General features: G+C 37.0%; 16 protein-coding genes and 1 riboswitch. Of the genes, 6 read left to right on the top strand and 10 right to left on the bottom strand.

Annotation, left to right across the window (positions count from 1 at the left end):
- Nucleotides 1–487 precede the first annotated feature (487 nt).
- The 4 genes from RGB74_RS04735 to RGB74_RS04720 form a co-directional block, all read right to left on the bottom strand.
- Nucleotides 488–811, bottom strand: a complete 324-nt coding sequence (locus RGB74_RS04735; RefSeq protein WP_310761854.1) for a YuiB family protein — start codon at nt 809–811, stop codon at nt 488–490.
- A gap of 84 nt (nt 812–895) precedes the next feature.
- A complete protein-coding gene (locus RGB74_RS04730; protein WP_310761853.1) occupies nt 896–1,027 on the bottom strand; it encodes a YuiA family protein in 132 nt (43 codons plus the stop codon).
- 150 nt (nt 1,028–1,177) lie between these two features.
- A complete protein-coding gene (locus tag RGB74_RS04725) occupies nt 1,178–1,660 on the bottom strand; it encodes an NUDIX hydrolase (protein ID WP_310761852.1) in 483 nt (160 codons plus the stop codon).
- A 435-nt stretch (nt 1,661–2,095) separates the two neighbouring features.
- Nucleotides 2,096–3,295, bottom strand: a complete 1,200-nt coding sequence (locus tag RGB74_RS04720) for an NAD(P)/FAD-dependent oxidoreductase (protein ID WP_310258224.1) — start codon at nt 3,293–3,295, stop codon at nt 2,096–2,098.
- A gap of 414 nt (nt 3,296–3,709) precedes the next feature.
- Between RGB74_RS04720 and RGB74_RS04715 the strand changes: the two genes are divergently transcribed.
- From RGB74_RS04715 to RGB74_RS04705, 3 genes are all read left to right on the top strand, one after another.
- Nucleotides 3,710–4,687, top strand: coding sequence for an NAD(P)/FAD-dependent oxidoreductase (locus tag RGB74_RS04715; protein WP_310761849.1), 978 nt, complete (start codon nt 3,710–3,712; stop codon nt 4,685–4,687).
- A 72-nt stretch (nt 4,688–4,759) separates the two neighbouring features.
- Nucleotides 4,760–4,933 (top strand): hypothetical protein, encoded by a 174-nt coding sequence (locus RGB74_RS04710; RefSeq protein WP_310761847.1) that lies wholly within the window; start codon nt 4,760–4,762, stop codon nt 4,931–4,933.
- Between the two features lie 136 nt (nt 4,934–5,069).
- On the top strand, nt 5,070–5,222 hold the full coding sequence (locus tag RGB74_RS04705) for a hypothetical protein (protein WP_310761845.1): 153 nt from the start codon (nt 5,070–5,072) through the stop codon (nt 5,220–5,222).
- Nucleotides 5,223–5,535: 313 nt separating this feature from the next.
- Here the strand turns inward: RGB74_RS04705 and RGB74_RS04700 are convergent, their stop codons facing one another.
- Nucleotides 5,536–5,892 (bottom strand): HesB/IscA family protein, encoded by a 357-nt coding sequence (locus RGB74_RS04700; RefSeq protein WP_310761844.1) that lies wholly within the window; start codon nt 5,890–5,892, stop codon nt 5,536–5,538.
- A gap of 199 nt (nt 5,893–6,091) precedes the next feature.
- Entirely contained in the window at nt 6,092–6,271 is a 180-nt protein-coding gene (locus RGB74_RS04695; protein ID WP_310761843.1) for an aspartyl-phosphate phosphatase Spo0E family protein, read from the bottom strand.
- A 297-nt stretch (nt 6,272–6,568) separates the two neighbouring features.
- Between RGB74_RS04695 and mqnE the strand changes: the two genes are divergently transcribed.
- Complete coding sequence (mqnE, locus tag RGB74_RS04690) at nt 6,569–7,666, top strand: aminofutalosine synthase MqnE (protein ID WP_310761842.1); 1,098 nt, start codon at nt 6,569–6,571, stop codon at nt 7,664–7,666.
- A gap of 46 nt (nt 7,667–7,712) precedes the next feature.
- Here mqnE and dapF read toward each other — a convergent pair whose 3' ends face one another.
- Both dapF and RGB74_RS04680 read right to left on the bottom strand, forming a co-directional pair.
- A complete protein-coding gene (gene dapF / locus RGB74_RS04685) occupies nt 7,713–8,576 on the bottom strand; it encodes a diaminopimelate epimerase (RefSeq protein WP_310761841.1) in 864 nt (287 codons plus the stop codon).
- 16 nt (nt 8,577–8,592) lie between these two features.
- Complete coding sequence (locus tag RGB74_RS04680; protein WP_310761840.1) at nt 8,593–8,835, bottom strand: hypothetical protein; 243 nt, start codon at nt 8,833–8,835, stop codon at nt 8,593–8,595.
- Between the two features lie 97 nt (nt 8,836–8,932).
- Nucleotides 8,933–9,120, top strand: a riboswitch (FMN riboswitch).
- A 195-nt stretch (nt 9,121–9,315) separates the two neighbouring features.
- Between RGB74_RS04680 and RGB74_RS04675 the strand changes: the two genes are divergently transcribed.
- Entirely contained in the window at nt 9,316–9,897 is a 582-nt protein-coding gene (locus RGB74_RS04675) for an ECF transporter S component (RefSeq protein ID WP_310761839.1), read from the top strand.
- 362 nt (nt 9,898–10,259) lie between these two features.
- Here the strand turns inward: RGB74_RS04675 and RGB74_RS04670 are convergent, their stop codons facing one another.
- Nucleotides 10,260–11,435, bottom strand: coding sequence for a NupC/NupG family nucleoside CNT transporter (locus tag RGB74_RS04670; protein ID WP_310761838.1), 1,176 nt, complete (start codon nt 11,433–11,435; stop codon nt 10,260–10,262).
- 340 nt (nt 11,436–11,775) lie between these two features.
- A complete protein-coding gene (locus RGB74_RS04665; RefSeq protein WP_310761837.1) occupies nt 11,776–12,012 on the bottom strand; it encodes a YuzB family protein in 237 nt (78 codons plus the stop codon).
- A gap of 215 nt (nt 12,013–12,227) precedes the next feature.
- Here RGB74_RS04665 and RGB74_RS04660 point away from each other — a divergent pair, with 215 nt between their 5' ends.
- Complete coding sequence (locus RGB74_RS04660; protein ID WP_310761836.1) at nt 12,228–13,292, top strand: NAD(P)/FAD-dependent oxidoreductase; 1,065 nt, start codon at nt 12,228–12,230, stop codon at nt 13,290–13,292.
- Nucleotides 13,293–13,552: the final 260 nt, after the last annotated feature.

Here is a 13,552-nt window from a genome sequence, read left to right as displayed (position 1 = left end):
TTATACGTTTATCTACTTTAACTTGTTGCTGCGCAATAATCATTCAGTTAAAAAGTTATACTTTTTTTGATAGTAAAAATCCAGCAAAATTCTATTTGGCCATCTACTACTAACAAGTGAAACATTGCCAAATAGATGGTGGAAGATCAGATTGCCGTCGAATGATGTCGTTTCGTGGTTATGCAGAAATTAACGTGCGTGGATAAATGGTTTGCAGAACCTTATTAAGGCTTTAAAAAGAACTTATTTATTAGGTTTGAAGATGAAATGGCCGATCTTCTTCCATATTGGTTTTATTTTTGGTCGTTTTTCTCCTTTTTTGACCGGAATCTTGCTTTAATTTCCTAAATTGTTATGGTAAATTCCGTATGATGTTATTCCCCATTTCGTTCTCCAAAAATGATACGATCATTTTGACGAACAACTATTCACAGGTCTAGTTTTTTATATTCCTAAACAATAAAAAAAGCCCCTTGTCGAGGGCTTTCTAAAACATTTGGTAACCGCGGACACGAAGCATTTTAATAGCTACCCCTGCAAGGAGAGCACCGATAAATCCGCAAGTTAATATTGTGATATCCGATATCGATAGTTTCAATAAATCGTGCCCCAGTAAATTGAAGCTTGAACCCGGTTTTGTAAAATACTCAAAAAACCTGATCTTATCTACGATTAATACGACGACTATCGGATATAAAATAGCCATAAACCATGTGGCGCGTAGAAGCATATTAAACAAGAATCCGATTCCAAAAAACAGAACCATAAAAAGCAACATAGAAATGATTACTTGTGGTAAAAGTAAATCCATGATGTTGACCCCCCCATTTATCTTTCGTTAGTTTACTAAATGGGGGGATTTCCGTCAATTCCTGTGAGAGCGTTATGACATGTTCTAAGCTCTTTTCTTACCGCTTCCTGAGCACTCCACACACGTTTCAGAACCTCCAAGCAAAAGTTGAAAATACCCTTTACCTTCACAATATGGACATTGATCGTGTTTTTTCTGAATCGCATGTTTTCTCATGTTGTAACACTCCCTTGTTTATTAGTTTAAATTTTCAGATAATAATAACAAGGATTTGAGATATTGAAAAACCGATTTTCAGGCGAAATAACCTCATGTAAGCGTAAACATTGAGCACATTCTTAAATTATCAGAATATTTCGTACTTTTTCATCTAGTATCAAATATTTTATATGAAGTGTAACCAAATATATCTCCGGGGTTAATTCCATCATGAATATCTTTGTCTTTTTGATTCATAAAGAAGTGAATCATCAAAGAGGTTGCAGGGTCATTCCTTAGTTCTTCGGGAGTTAAGAAAGACGCACATTCTATTTCTCCCTCTGCTGGCATTAACGCACCGCTTTTCTTATTCAGTAAAAAAACAATCATGTTATCGCTCGTTGTTTCTTTAATTACACCTGTTCGAATACCTAATACAGATACGACCTCACCTAATATTCCTGTTTCTTCAAAAACTTCTCTGACCGCTGCCTCATCCACAGTTTCACCTGCTTCTACAAAACCTGCAGGAATAGACCACTTTCCTTTTAAGCCGCCGTATTTCTTTTTCACAACGAGCCACTTTCCGTCTTCATCTATTAAAAGACCAGCAGCAGCTAGCCAAACTGTTCCTCTGTCTTTTTTAGTCATGGATTTTGCCCGCTCCTTCTATTTAAGTAAAAGTCTATTTTCTAAAAGATTGTTGCTTATAGGTACATTGTTCATTCTCAACACTGACAAGTTGATTGGAGTGCAAGGTACGAGACTCCTGTGGGAGAAGCGGGACAGTCCGAAAAGCGGAAACGGCTTGTTCAGCTCCGACAAGCAAAAGGGAAATGGTCTAAGAAGGCGCTTTTTGCCTTCAGGACCATTTAACTTTTGACCTCGAGGAGCTAGCCGCTGCAGCTAGACAGGTGAGACCCCGCAGGTGCGAAGTGCCGAGGGGGCTCACCGCACGCCCCACGGAAAGCGAGTATCCTGTAACGGAAATCAACTACTTCCAAGAGCAACAAAGATTACGAAAACAGCTAAATAAAAAAATAAGAACAGAAGCTCTACGCCCTGTCCTTAGTGTATCATTTTTGATTAAAATAGTTTTAATTTACCTTTTTTTATAACCATTGGCACGCCGCCGATTAAGAAGAGGTAACGGTTGTCGATTACTTTTTTCATCGCTGATGCAGTTGCACCAAATAGCTTTTTGTTACCAACTTTACCGATCGCTTCACCCTTACCAAGTGATGCAACAGTACCTTTAATGTCTGGCTTGAACTCTTCCATTTTCCCACCGTTCATTAATGCTTTAATGTTGCGTCCAATTGTGTAAGCTTGTTGAATCGCAATTTGTGCTGTTGGAGGATATGGTCTGTTTGCTGCTTCGTCAATGATAAGTGCACAGTCACCTGCAACAAAAATATAATCGTAACCTGGCATACGAAGATCTTTGTCAACTTTCACACGTCCACGCATTGTTTCGAATCCTGCTTCTTCCACTAAGTGGTTTCCGCGAACCCCACCAGTCCAAACGATTGTAGATGCTTTAATTTCATCTCCATTCGCTAAAACAACTCCATCAGGATGACACTCTTTAATTGGAGTGTTTACAAGGAATTCGATTCCACGGCGCTCAAGATTGTTAATAGCATATTCAACTAATTCTTCATCAAAACCTGGAAGAACTGTCGGTGCTGCCTCGATATTAACTACGCGTACTTTTTCGCGAGGAATATCGTACTCACGGCAAAGTTCAGGAACACGGTCAGCAAGCTCACCAACAAATTCAATTCCTGTAAATCCTGCTCCACCAACGATAATTGTGATAAGCTCATCTTTTTGACCTTCATTGTTGTAACGAGCGAAAGAATAATCGATGTGCTCACGGATTTTACGAACAGAGTTAATGCTGCGGATGCTAAATGCATTCTCTTTTAATCCTTGAATTCCGAATGTTTCAGGATCAGAACCTAATGCGATGATCAGGTAATCATATGTTAATTCAGCGTTTTCTAAAATAACACGCTTTTCATCTTTCTTGATCTCAACAACAGAATCTTGAACAAAATTAACTTTGTTCATATCGATGATGTTATCAATCATGATACGTGTTTTGTCGTGATGAAGCGTTCCTGCTGCATTTTCATGAAGCCATGTTGTTTGGTAGTGGTAATTATGTTTGTTTACCAATGTTATTTCTGCTTCATCAGATCCTAGCTCTTTTTGTAAACGAACAGCTGACATAATACCGCCATATCCGCCGCCTAGTATAAGAATTTTTGGCTTGCTCATCTAATTTCACTTCCAGTTCTAATTTTTTTTAGTTTGACCTTTTCTTTAATTAAATATGAAGAAAAGGAAAAGATTGTGATGTATTTCACGTAATAAGGCATAGAATGAGGACAAAAATGTTCGAAATATCGACATTTTTTTTCATACACAAACATCTTATTCCTTTTTCCTTGTTTTTTCAACCTTTTTTTCGTTATGATAGTATTCAAATTTATAATGATTAATTGCCTTTTATGTATATTTTCTAATGGTATTTCTCATATTCTGCAAGGTGAGTCTTTCTGTCAAATTATACTAATGAAAAGAAGGACTTTTTATCTTTATCAAGAATCTAAAATGAGAGATAGCAAGGTGTTCTTAGTCTGAACATATACATGTTTATCAGCCACAGAAAACAGAAGAGGTGAGAAGTTTATGTCAAAAGAAGTTTATGATATTACCATTATCGGGGGTGGCCCTTCAGGTTTGTTCGCTGCTTTTTACGGCGGAATGCGACAAATGAAAGTCAAGATTATTGAAAGTATGCCGCAGCTTGGCGGACAGCTTTCCGCATTATATCCTGAAAAATACATATATGATGTAGCAGGTTTCCCGAAAGTTCTTGCTCAAGATCTTGTGAATAATCTAAAAGAACAAGCGATGCAGTTTAATCCTGCTATTGTATTAGAAGAATCTGTTCAAAATGTAGCAAAAACAGAGGACATCTTTGAACTTACAACGGATAAAACCGTTCATTATAGTAAAGCTGTATTGATAACCGCTGGAGTTGGCGCTTTCCAGCCGCGCCGTCTAGAATTAGATGCTGCAAAACAATATGAAGGAAAAAACCTGCATTATTTTGTAGATGATCTTAACTCTTTTGCTGGGAAAAGAGTCTTGGTTTGCGGCGGAGGAGATTCAGCTCTCGATTGGTCATTAATGCTAGAGCCAATTGCTCCAGAAGTTACATTAACACACCGTCGTGACAAGTTCCGCGCTCATGAACATAGTGTTGAACAATTAATGAACTCAAAAGTAGCTGTAAAAACGCCATATCAGATTACAGAACTGATTGGCGACGGCGAAAACATATCAGCAGTAGTTTTAGAAAATGGTGATCTAAAAGAAACGATTGAAGTAGATGCAGTAATTGTAAACTACGGCTTCGTCTCTTCTCTCGGACCGATTAAAACATGGGGCTTAGATATCGAGAAAAACTCTATCGTAGTAAACTCCAGAATGGAAACGAATATTAAGGGAATCTACGCAGCTGGTGATGTTTGTTCTTATGATGGGAAAGTAAAACTAATCGCCTCAGGATTTGGCGAAGCACCAACTGCTGTAAACAATGCCAAAACATACATTGATCCAAAGGCAAAAACACAGCCTATGCATAGTACGAGTATGTTTTAAACGTGTGTAGTATAGTAGGAAGCCGGATGATTTCCGGCTTTTTTGATTGCACAAATGAAAGGAGTTTATAAATTGAACAGACAGTTTACGGAAGAAGAAATGCATGCCGCTGATTGCTTAAATGAGATCAACCAGATTATAGGACAACTGCATATTACGGATGAATCTTTTCTAGAGGATACAAAAATGAAGCTGCCGCGTCTTAAAAAACTTTTAATTGAGTTGGAAAAGAATACATTGGAATAATTTCCATATGGATTATCTTTTCAATGTTTGTTACAATCATTTGTGAGGCGGACAAGTGCCGCTGAAACCTTAAAGCATTTACCCGGTGTTGGCGCATCGGGTTTTATTTTTGTCATTTATGAAGGAGTTAACCATTATGGAATGGAACTTGATATTGGGCATATTATTCTTTATTATAGGAACTGTTTTAATGCCATTAGGTTTAAAACAAACAGGCAAACAAAAATACTTAATCATAGGGGCATCCATACTTTCAGATTTAATTGGAGTATACGTGCTGTTTAAATAAAAACGTTAACTAAGGAGGCTGATCCAAAAGTATAAACTTTTGGATCAGCCTCCCTTTATTTGAGGGCAGCCTTCTACTTTTGTCGTTTTCTGTCAACTCGGGAGTATTTAAGGAAAATCCGTTGGAATAATAGTAAATCTCGTTGGATTAAAGCGAAAACCCGTTGGATTATGCTCGAAACTCGTTGGATTATTTTAAAATCTAGGAATTCATCATAAAAGAACTATAAAAAGCCTAAAAAAAAGAAAAGAATGACCCAAAAAATCCGCTAATTCGCGTCTTTCTGGGTCATTCTCTTTTAAATTCGATTTTTTTAGCACTCTTCCGGCGCACCGGCGTTTGTTGCTGTTCGGAAAGATGATCCGCAGCCGCATGATGCGATTGCATTTGGATTCGTGATGGTGAATCCGCCGCCCATCATGTTTTGTTTGAAATCGACTACAGTCCCTTTTAATACTTTAGCACTTTCTTCATCCACGATTACTTGAATGCCTTCTATCGTAAACTCTTGGTCTTTTTCATTTTTATCACTATCAAAACCTAGTCCATAAGATAATCCGCTGCATCCTCCGCCTTTTACAGCGACTCGCAGAAACTGGTTTTGGTCTTCTTCCGCAGCAAGCATCTCTTTGATTTTACTGGCTGCTGATTCTGTAATTTCAACGATCATTTTGTTCACTCCTTTTTAGTAAACTTGGCTGGTGATTTATCAATCAGCCTTAGTCGCACTTATACTTCAAACTTAAACTTGTCACTGCGTCGTTTATCATCAAGTAGACAAGTTATACGTAATGACAGTATATATAAGGATTATAATATTAGTATATCTTGTGCCGTGTTTCTTCTCAAGAAATAGGCTTCACTGAATCTTATTCCTCCATTTGCTGGAGTTTCATAATAGTATTATGTGTTTCATCAATTTTTCTGCTGTAACTAAGTACCATTGGGTGATGAATCCCAAATGTATTAGCTGTTTGAATCATTTTATTGCGTAAAGATTCCAGTTGTTCGATATTTTGAATTTTCTTTGCTTCTGATGTGGCTTTCATATCATGTCACTCCACTCTGCATTCTAAAACTTCATATTCCTATTTTACATTTATTTCAATTAACAAACAATAAACCATTTATTATTTGGATAATATTATCAAAAAAGCGACTTTCCTTGTCCTTATTAACTATAAGGATTATAATGATATAGGCGCTTTGGTGCTTAACATGATGTAATATTTTTATTTAAAAGCAACTTCCCTATTTTACATAGTATTCGTGTAAAAATGGTAAAAGGAGAGCGTGATTTACGCTTAACATTTAAAATGACCACTGAAAAATTAGGGGGATTAGAAATGGCGAACATTTTAACTTTAGATACGAGAATGGAAGCAATTGCTGAGAAACTTAAGCACGGTGAACGGTTATCGATTGAAGACGGCTTGTTCCTGTATGAAACGGACGATTTACTAAGTATTGCCCGTCTTGCAAATGAAGTAAACAAACAAAAAAATGGCGATCATGTCTATTTTATTGAAAATTTGTACATCAACCCTACAAATGTTTGTGAAGCAACCTGCAGCTTCTGCGGATTCAAACGCAAGCCTGGTGAAGATGGCGCATATACAATGAATGACGAGCAGCTTTTGGAATATGTACAAAAAAGATGGAATGACAACATTCGTGAGTTCCATATTGTTGGCGGACATAACCATGAAGTTCCTTTTGACTATTATTTAAATACAATCAAAACTCTTAAAAAACATTTTCCGCAAGTGACGGTAAAAGCATATACTGGTGCTGAAATTGAATTCTTCTCCAGAATTGCCGGCATCTCGATGAAGGAAGTTTTACAAGAACTGATCAAAGCTGGATTAGACACATTGCCTGGCGGGGGTGCAGAAATCTTAACAGAACGTTATCGTGCAAAAATGAGTCCTGACAAAGCTTCAACAGACCAATGGCTTGAAGCACATGAAATTGCTCATGGTCTTGGACTTAAAACACACGCTACGATGCTTTATGGTTCGATTGAAACGAAAGAAGAACGTTTAATCCACATGGATCGATTGCGTCAGCTTCAAGATTCAACAAATGGCTTTATGGTATTTATCCCGCTTGCTATGCAGCCTCGAACACAATCGATGGGGATAATGAGAAGAACTTCTGCATTTGACGATATGAGAACTATTGCAATCAGCCGTCTGATGCTTGATAATTTTGATCACATTAAAGCTTATTGGATCAATATCGGTGTTCAACTAACACAAATGGCCCTAACATTTGGTTCAGATGACATTCATGGAACATTGATCGAAGAACGAATCTCACATGCTGTAGGCGCACTAACATCTGCGGGTATTACAAGAAAAGAACTCGTTCATTTAATAAAAACAGCAAATAAAGTACCGGTAGAACGCGATACGTTTTATAACATCGTGCAAAAATACTAGGAAAATCATTAAAAAAGTGCAGGCTCAAAGGCCTGCACTTTCTTTTTTATCTTATGATAAATTCACCTGTACAAATGACTTCAGCTGGACCTGTCATATAAACATCGCCATTCGAATGCCAATTGATAATCAGGTCTCCGCCAGCTAAATGGACAGTGATATCTGTATTTCGCTCTGCTTTTTTATTTAATATGGCAGCAACTGCTGCTGCACAAGCTCCTGTTCCACAGGCTTGTGTGATTCCCGATCCTCTTTCCCACACACGGAAATGCATTTCTTCTGCTGAAACGATCTCAATAAATTCTGCATTAACCCAATCTGGAAACATCGGATCTTTTTCAATAATGGGACCTAATGAATGTAATGGTGCGTCTTCAATATTGTCTACAAAAAAGACCACATGAGGATTTCCCATCGAAACTGCTGTCATTTGGAGCTCATTTTCAGCGAATATAACGGTCTCATCAATAAGGGAGTCATACTCTGAGAACCCTTTAACAGGAATTTGATCAGGTTTTAAAATGGGCTGACCCATATTAACAGTAACTAGTGATACGTTATCCTCGTCATCTATTATCAGCTTAGCTGTAACCAGACCACCGAGCGTTTCAATCTTGAATTCAGTCTCTTTGACGATGCCGTTTTCATAAGCATACTTTGCAACACAACGGAGTCCATTTCCACAATTTTTTGCTTCAGAACCATCATTATTAAAAATCCTCATTTTTACAGGTGCTGTTTCAGAAGGACAAATTAAAATCATTCCATCCGATCCAATCCCGGTATATGGATTAGAAACGGCTATTGCCAGGCTTGCTAAATCAGCTTCTGGAATTTTTTCTTGAAACATGTTTACGTAGATATAATTATTTCCTAGTCCATGCATTTTTGTAAATCTCAAAGTTTTCATGCTCGGTATTTACTCCTTATGATCGGGCTCTTAGTTTTTCATCTGTATAAAAATAATCGTCGTCAGCATTTAAAATCGTCATTTTACCATGACAACAAGGCATGATTAATCGTTGTTTAACTCCTTCTTTAGCAAGAGTTAATTGTTCTTCTTTAAAGCTCGTCAATACGTTGGAAGCTTTGCAAAACGGGCATTCGAAAATATAGATATCATTCATCATTCTTTCATATGGCCATGTATATTCAAAGGTTAATTTCATGTGTTTCATCCTCTATTTGGAAGGTTAGACATTGCTCTTTTATTCACATTCTTTATTTTTTAAAGTATAATAGGTGGTGTAATAAAATACAATAGCGATCCATCTTCGGGGCAGGGTGAAATTCCCGACCGGCGGTAATTGAAGATTCCCTCTTCATCAGCCCGTGAGCGAATGAGAAATGTAGAAACAATTTTGTTGAAACTGGACATCACGTCGATGTCATCTCTTTGCTGATCTGGTGTAACTCCAGAGCCGACAGTACAGTCTGGATGGGAGAAGATGTTGGTACAGCGGTTCATTCTTAATGAGTGAGCTTATGTTTGAGTGTGCATTTTTAAATAAAAAATGCTTCTTTCATACGCTGTTTTTCAACAAACTCCCTTAGTCCTCTTCTATTTGAGACTAAGGTTTTTTTGTGTGAAATAGCCTGTACCGCATTTGAAATCATAGATGGCGCACGACAAAAGAGGAGAGATTTCAATGCAAAAGGGAAAAGTTAAACAAATGGTAGCTGTATCGATGTTGAGCACGATTGCCTATCTGCTTATGATGCTCGATTTTCCGTTTCCAGGACTGCCGGCATTTTTAAAAATTGATTTTAGTGAAGTACCAGCCTTACTGGCAGCTATTATTTTTGGACCAGCTGCAGGGATTATGGTTGAGGCGATTAAGAATATGCTTCATTACGGTATTGTAGGAAGCTTTACTGGTGTACCTGTTGGCGAATTAGCAAACTTTATCGCTGGCACCCTGTTCATTCTTCCAGTATCTTATATGTTCCGGAAACAACATACGGTAAAGCAGCTTTCTATTGGATTAATTACCGGTACTATTTTAATGACAACTATGATGGGATTCTTGAATTATGTGATTATCCTGCCTGCCTATACTTGGTTTCTTGGAGCACAACAAATGTCCAGCCAAATGATGCTTGACTTTGTGTTAAAAGGGGTAACACCGTTTAATTTAATCAAAAGCACAATTATTGCATTATTATTTATAGCTCTATTTACCCGTTTAAAGCCATGGGTAATGAAGCAGATGAGAAGCCAACAAGCATAAATATTGAAACCGCTGGGATGAATGTTCGTCCTGGCGGTTTTTTTTATTATTTAGACTCTGTTAAACATCGTTGTTAAAATTGCAGAGAAAATCTCCGACACTCCTGCGGAAAAACGGGCTGCTGGGACTAACGTGAAATTATCGTAATTAACGTGGATATATTGGTCATTACCGTGGAATTAAATACAAATGCTGGCTCAAAAACATTAGAAACAAAAAGGATTTTAGGATAAGATGCCCTGGTTAACATTTATGTATTGTTTTTAGAGTAAAATAGCAGAAAAAAATGGAAAAACAGGCTTTAAAACAACAAAAAACGACTCAAAGAGTTTAATACTCTTTTGAGTCGTCTTCATCTAGTTTTATAAGAATAGTCCTACGATTGTTCCTGTTAATACAGAACCCATCGTTGCAACTAACAATACTTTTAAGCCCATTTTTGCAAGGAGTGAAGCTTTTTCACCATTGATTGCTTGAACTGTACCTAAGATAATCCCGATTGATGAAAAGTTAGCAAATGAAATCAAGAATGATGAAACAATACCTACAGTTTTATGATCCATCTTTGGAATCATTTTCATGAAGTCAAGCATCGCTACGAACTCATTAGCCGCAACTTTAGTTCCCATTACTGAACCAGCTCGGACAATTTCATTAGCAGGAATACCCATAATGAAAGCGATAGGCGCAAAAACATATCCTAATACTCTTTGGAACGTCATACCGAATGCTGCATCAAAAGCAAAGTTAACCATTGAAAGTAAACCAATATAAGTAATTAGCATGGCACCAACGATTAAGGCAACTTTACCTCCATCTAATGCACCATTTCCAATTGCTTCGAACAATGACTTTTCAGGAATCATTTCTTTAACATCAATCTCTTCATCTTCGTCCGAAGTTACAGGAGACACAATAGAAGAAAGAATAAGTCCAGAGAATACGTTAATCGGAAGTGCTACTAAAACATATTCAGCAGGTACCATTTGCATATAAGCACCTAAGATTGAACAGCTTACTGCTACTAGAGAAGAAGTTACAACTACAAATAAACGGTTTGCTGATAGTTTGTGCAATTGTGATTTAACAGAGATGATTGCTGTTGTATCACCGAACACCATTGAGTTTACAGCTACGAAAGATTCGATCTTTGGAAGACCAGTGATTTTAGCAACTGCACCACCAATGTATTTAATAGCTAAAGGCAAGATTCTTGTATACGTTAAGATTGAAAGCAATGCTGAAACGAATACAATCATCATAAGTACATTTATGAAGAAATAGTTTTTATCACTTAAATCTCCGAATACGAATGCGATACCATCATGACCAAAAGATAGAACTTTATTGAATGCGTTTACTATTTTATTCAATACTGTTTTACCTATTGAAGTATTTAGCATGAAGTAAGCAATACCTAATTGTACTGCCATCATAATAACAACCGCTTTAATGTTAATATTCTTTTTGTCATTTGACATAATAAAAGCGATTGCAAGCATCAATATGATACCCAGTATTCCAAATAAAATTGTCATTTTGATTTTCCCCCTATAATCCTAAAAAAATGTATTTCGAATTTCTCCGTATGGCGAAACTTGATTGCGCTTTCAAGTAAGACGTCAGACATCGAATGACTGACCCTATAATAATGTAACAAATTTCGACAAAATTGCAATCCTTTTTCAAGATTTTCATTCTAGTTATTTTTTACAATAAATTTTTCTCTATACACTTTTATATTGTTTGTCCATTCAATAGCAAGGAAAACTTTTATAATAACTATGTACTGCAATCATAGGCGATATTGTGATGAATAAGAGATTCACCAATTAATCTTGAACAAAAAAACAGCTCTCCTTTTAATTGGAAAGCTGTTTAGAAATTAAAATTTTCTTCTATATGAGTGTAAATATTTTTAACGAGCTCATCTGATGTATCTCCATGTATGATATCTCCATTTACTAATGCAAATAAAGATTTAGCGCATTGTCCGCAATAACCGAGACATCCATATTCGATCACATCCAGATCATAATCTTTCTCCAGCTCTTCAAGTGCTTTTTGTGCGCCACTCGCTAAATTGCTTACACAAAATTCAATTATTGGTCTCATCTTTTCACCTCTTGATGAATACATCCTAACTTTTTATAAAACGCTAGTCAATGTATACAGTTTTTTCAATTGGTTTTTTCCACAAAAGAGTTGTGAATTTATAGCAAAGTGCTATACTTAAACATGTTAAAAACGTGAAATCGTTTACTTCGTGCATGAAAAATTTTCAACAATTATAGATAAGAATTGTCTTGATAGAAAAGGGGAAATGACAAATGAAGCACCTCGTTTTACTTGGCGGAGGATATGGAAATATGCGTGTGTTAAAGAGGCTTCTAAATTCCTCAGACCTCCCAGAAGATATTCAGCTTACACTGATTGACCGTGTACCATATCATTGTTTAAAAACAGAATACTATGCATTAGCTGCAGGTACAATTTCTGACCATCATGTGCGTGTAACTTTTCCTGACCACCCGCGCTTGTCCATCAAATATGGTGAAGTAACGGGCATCGATGTTAATGAAAAGAAAGTCTTATTAAAAGATCAAGATGCTGTTTCATATGATGACCTTGTTATAGGCTTAGGCTGTGAAGACAAATATCATAATGTTCCAGGCGCTGATCAATTTACATTGAGTATTCAAACGATTGATAAATCGCGACAGACGTACCAAATCCTTAATAACTTGCATGCAAATGCTGTAGTTGCGGTTGTCGGGGCAGGATTGTCAGGAGTTGAGCTTGCTTCTGAACTGCGTGAAAGCCGCCCTGATTTAAACATCAAACTTTTTGACCGCGGAGAAATGATTCTTTCTGCTTATAAGAAAAGATTAAGCAACTATGTACAAAACTGGTTTGAAGAGCATGGTGTTGAAGTCATCAACAATTCGAACGTAACAAAAGTTGAAGAAGGCGCTCTATACAACCACGATGAAAAAGTAGAATGTGATGCAATTGTATGGACAGCCGGAATTCAGCCTAGTCACATCGTTCGTGCTATGGATGTTGAGAAAGACAGCCAAGGCCGTGTTGTACTTAGTGAATATCACTACCTTCCTTCTAACGAGCATGTGTATGTCGTTGGTGATTGCGCAAGTCTTCCATATGCACCAAGCGCACAGCTTGCTGAAGAACAAGCAGAACAAATATCACAAGTATTGTTAGCGCGCTGGAACGAACAGCCGCTTCCTGAAATGCACGAAATTAAACTTAAAGGCGTTATGGGATCATTAGGTAAGAAAAGCGGATTCGGAACAATGGGCAGCACTGCATTAATCGGCCGAGTTCCGAGACTATTGAAATCCGGAATCTTATGGCTCTATAAATATCAAGTGTAATATGATACTGAAAGGTGATTTGGCTAATAGCTGGGTCACCTTTTTATGTGCAAGTTGAGTAAGACTAGACACGCATTTTTGTATAAAAATGTAGGATTATTGCGAAAAAGTGTGGGATTTAACAAAAAAATTCTGGGAATTACGTTAAAAAGTCTGAGTATCTGCTCAACAATTCTGGGAATAACACTTTTCAACCTAAAAAAACCCCCTGTTCGCTTCTGCAAAAATGCGTTTTTCAATTAAAAAAAGCCTTGCGTACT

The sequence above is a fragment of the Bacillus sp. NEB1478 genome, from assembly GCF_031582965.1.
Lineage (GTDB): Bacteria > Bacillota > Bacilli > Bacillales > Fictibacillaceae > Fictibacillus.
The sequence above is the reverse complement of the archived record's forward strand: the minus strand, read 5'-3'. Positions and strand labels throughout refer to the sequence as shown.

What these genes read in the sequence shown, in the direction of transcription:
- RGB74_RS04735 (WP_310761854.1), bottom strand. Translation starts at nt 811, where the DNA reads ATGGATTTACTTTTACCACAAGTAATCATTTCTATGTTGCTTTTTATG.
- RGB74_RS04730 (WP_310761853.1), bottom strand. Translation starts at nt 1,027, where the DNA reads ATGAGAAAACATGCGATTCAGAAAAAACACGATCAATGTCCATATTGT.
- RGB74_RS04725 (WP_310761852.1), bottom strand. Translation starts at nt 1,660, where the DNA reads ATGACTAAAAAAGACAGAGGAACAGTTTGGCTAGCTGCTGCTGGTCTT.
- RGB74_RS04720 (WP_310258224.1), bottom strand. Translation starts at nt 3,295, where the DNA reads ATGAGCAAGCCAAAAATTCTTATACTAGGCGGCGGATATGGCGGTATT.
- RGB74_RS04715 (WP_310761849.1), top strand. Translation starts at nt 3,710, where the DNA reads ATGTCAAAAGAAGTTTATGATATTACCATTATCGGGGGTGGCCCTTCA.
- RGB74_RS04705 (WP_310761845.1), top strand. Translation starts at nt 5,070, where the DNA reads ATGGAATGGAACTTGATATTGGGCATATTATTCTTTATTATAGGAACT.
- RGB74_RS04700 (WP_310761844.1), bottom strand. Translation starts at nt 5,892, where the DNA reads ATGATCGTTGAAATTACAGAATCAGCAGCCAGTAAAATCAAAGAGATG.
- RGB74_RS04695 (WP_310761843.1), bottom strand. Translation starts at nt 6,271, where the DNA reads ATGAAAGCCACATCAGAAGCAAAGAAAATTCAAAATATCGAACAACTG.
- mqnE (WP_310761842.1), top strand. Translation starts at nt 6,569, where the DNA reads ATGGCGAACATTTTAACTTTAGATACGAGAATGGAAGCAATTGCTGAG.
- dapF (WP_310761841.1), bottom strand. Translation starts at nt 8,576, where the DNA reads ATGAAAACTTTGAGATTTACAAAAATGCATGGACTAGGAAATAATTAT.
- RGB74_RS04680 (WP_310761840.1), bottom strand. Translation starts at nt 8,835, where the DNA reads ATGAAATTAACCTTTGAATATACATGGCCATATGAAAGAATGATGAAT.
- RGB74_RS04675 (WP_310761839.1), top strand. Translation starts at nt 9,316, where the DNA reads ATGCAAAAGGGAAAAGTTAAACAAATGGTAGCTGTATCGATGTTGAGC.
- RGB74_RS04670 (WP_310761838.1), bottom strand. Translation starts at nt 11,435, where the DNA reads ATGACAATTTTATTTGGAATACTGGGTATCATATTGATGCTTGCAATC.
- RGB74_RS04665 (WP_310761837.1), bottom strand. Translation starts at nt 12,012, where the DNA reads ATGAGACCAATAATTGAATTTTGTGTAAGCAATTTAGCGAGTGGCGCA.
- RGB74_RS04660 (WP_310761836.1), top strand. Translation starts at nt 12,228, where the DNA reads ATGAAGCACCTCGTTTTACTTGGCGGAGGATATGGAAATATGCGTGTG.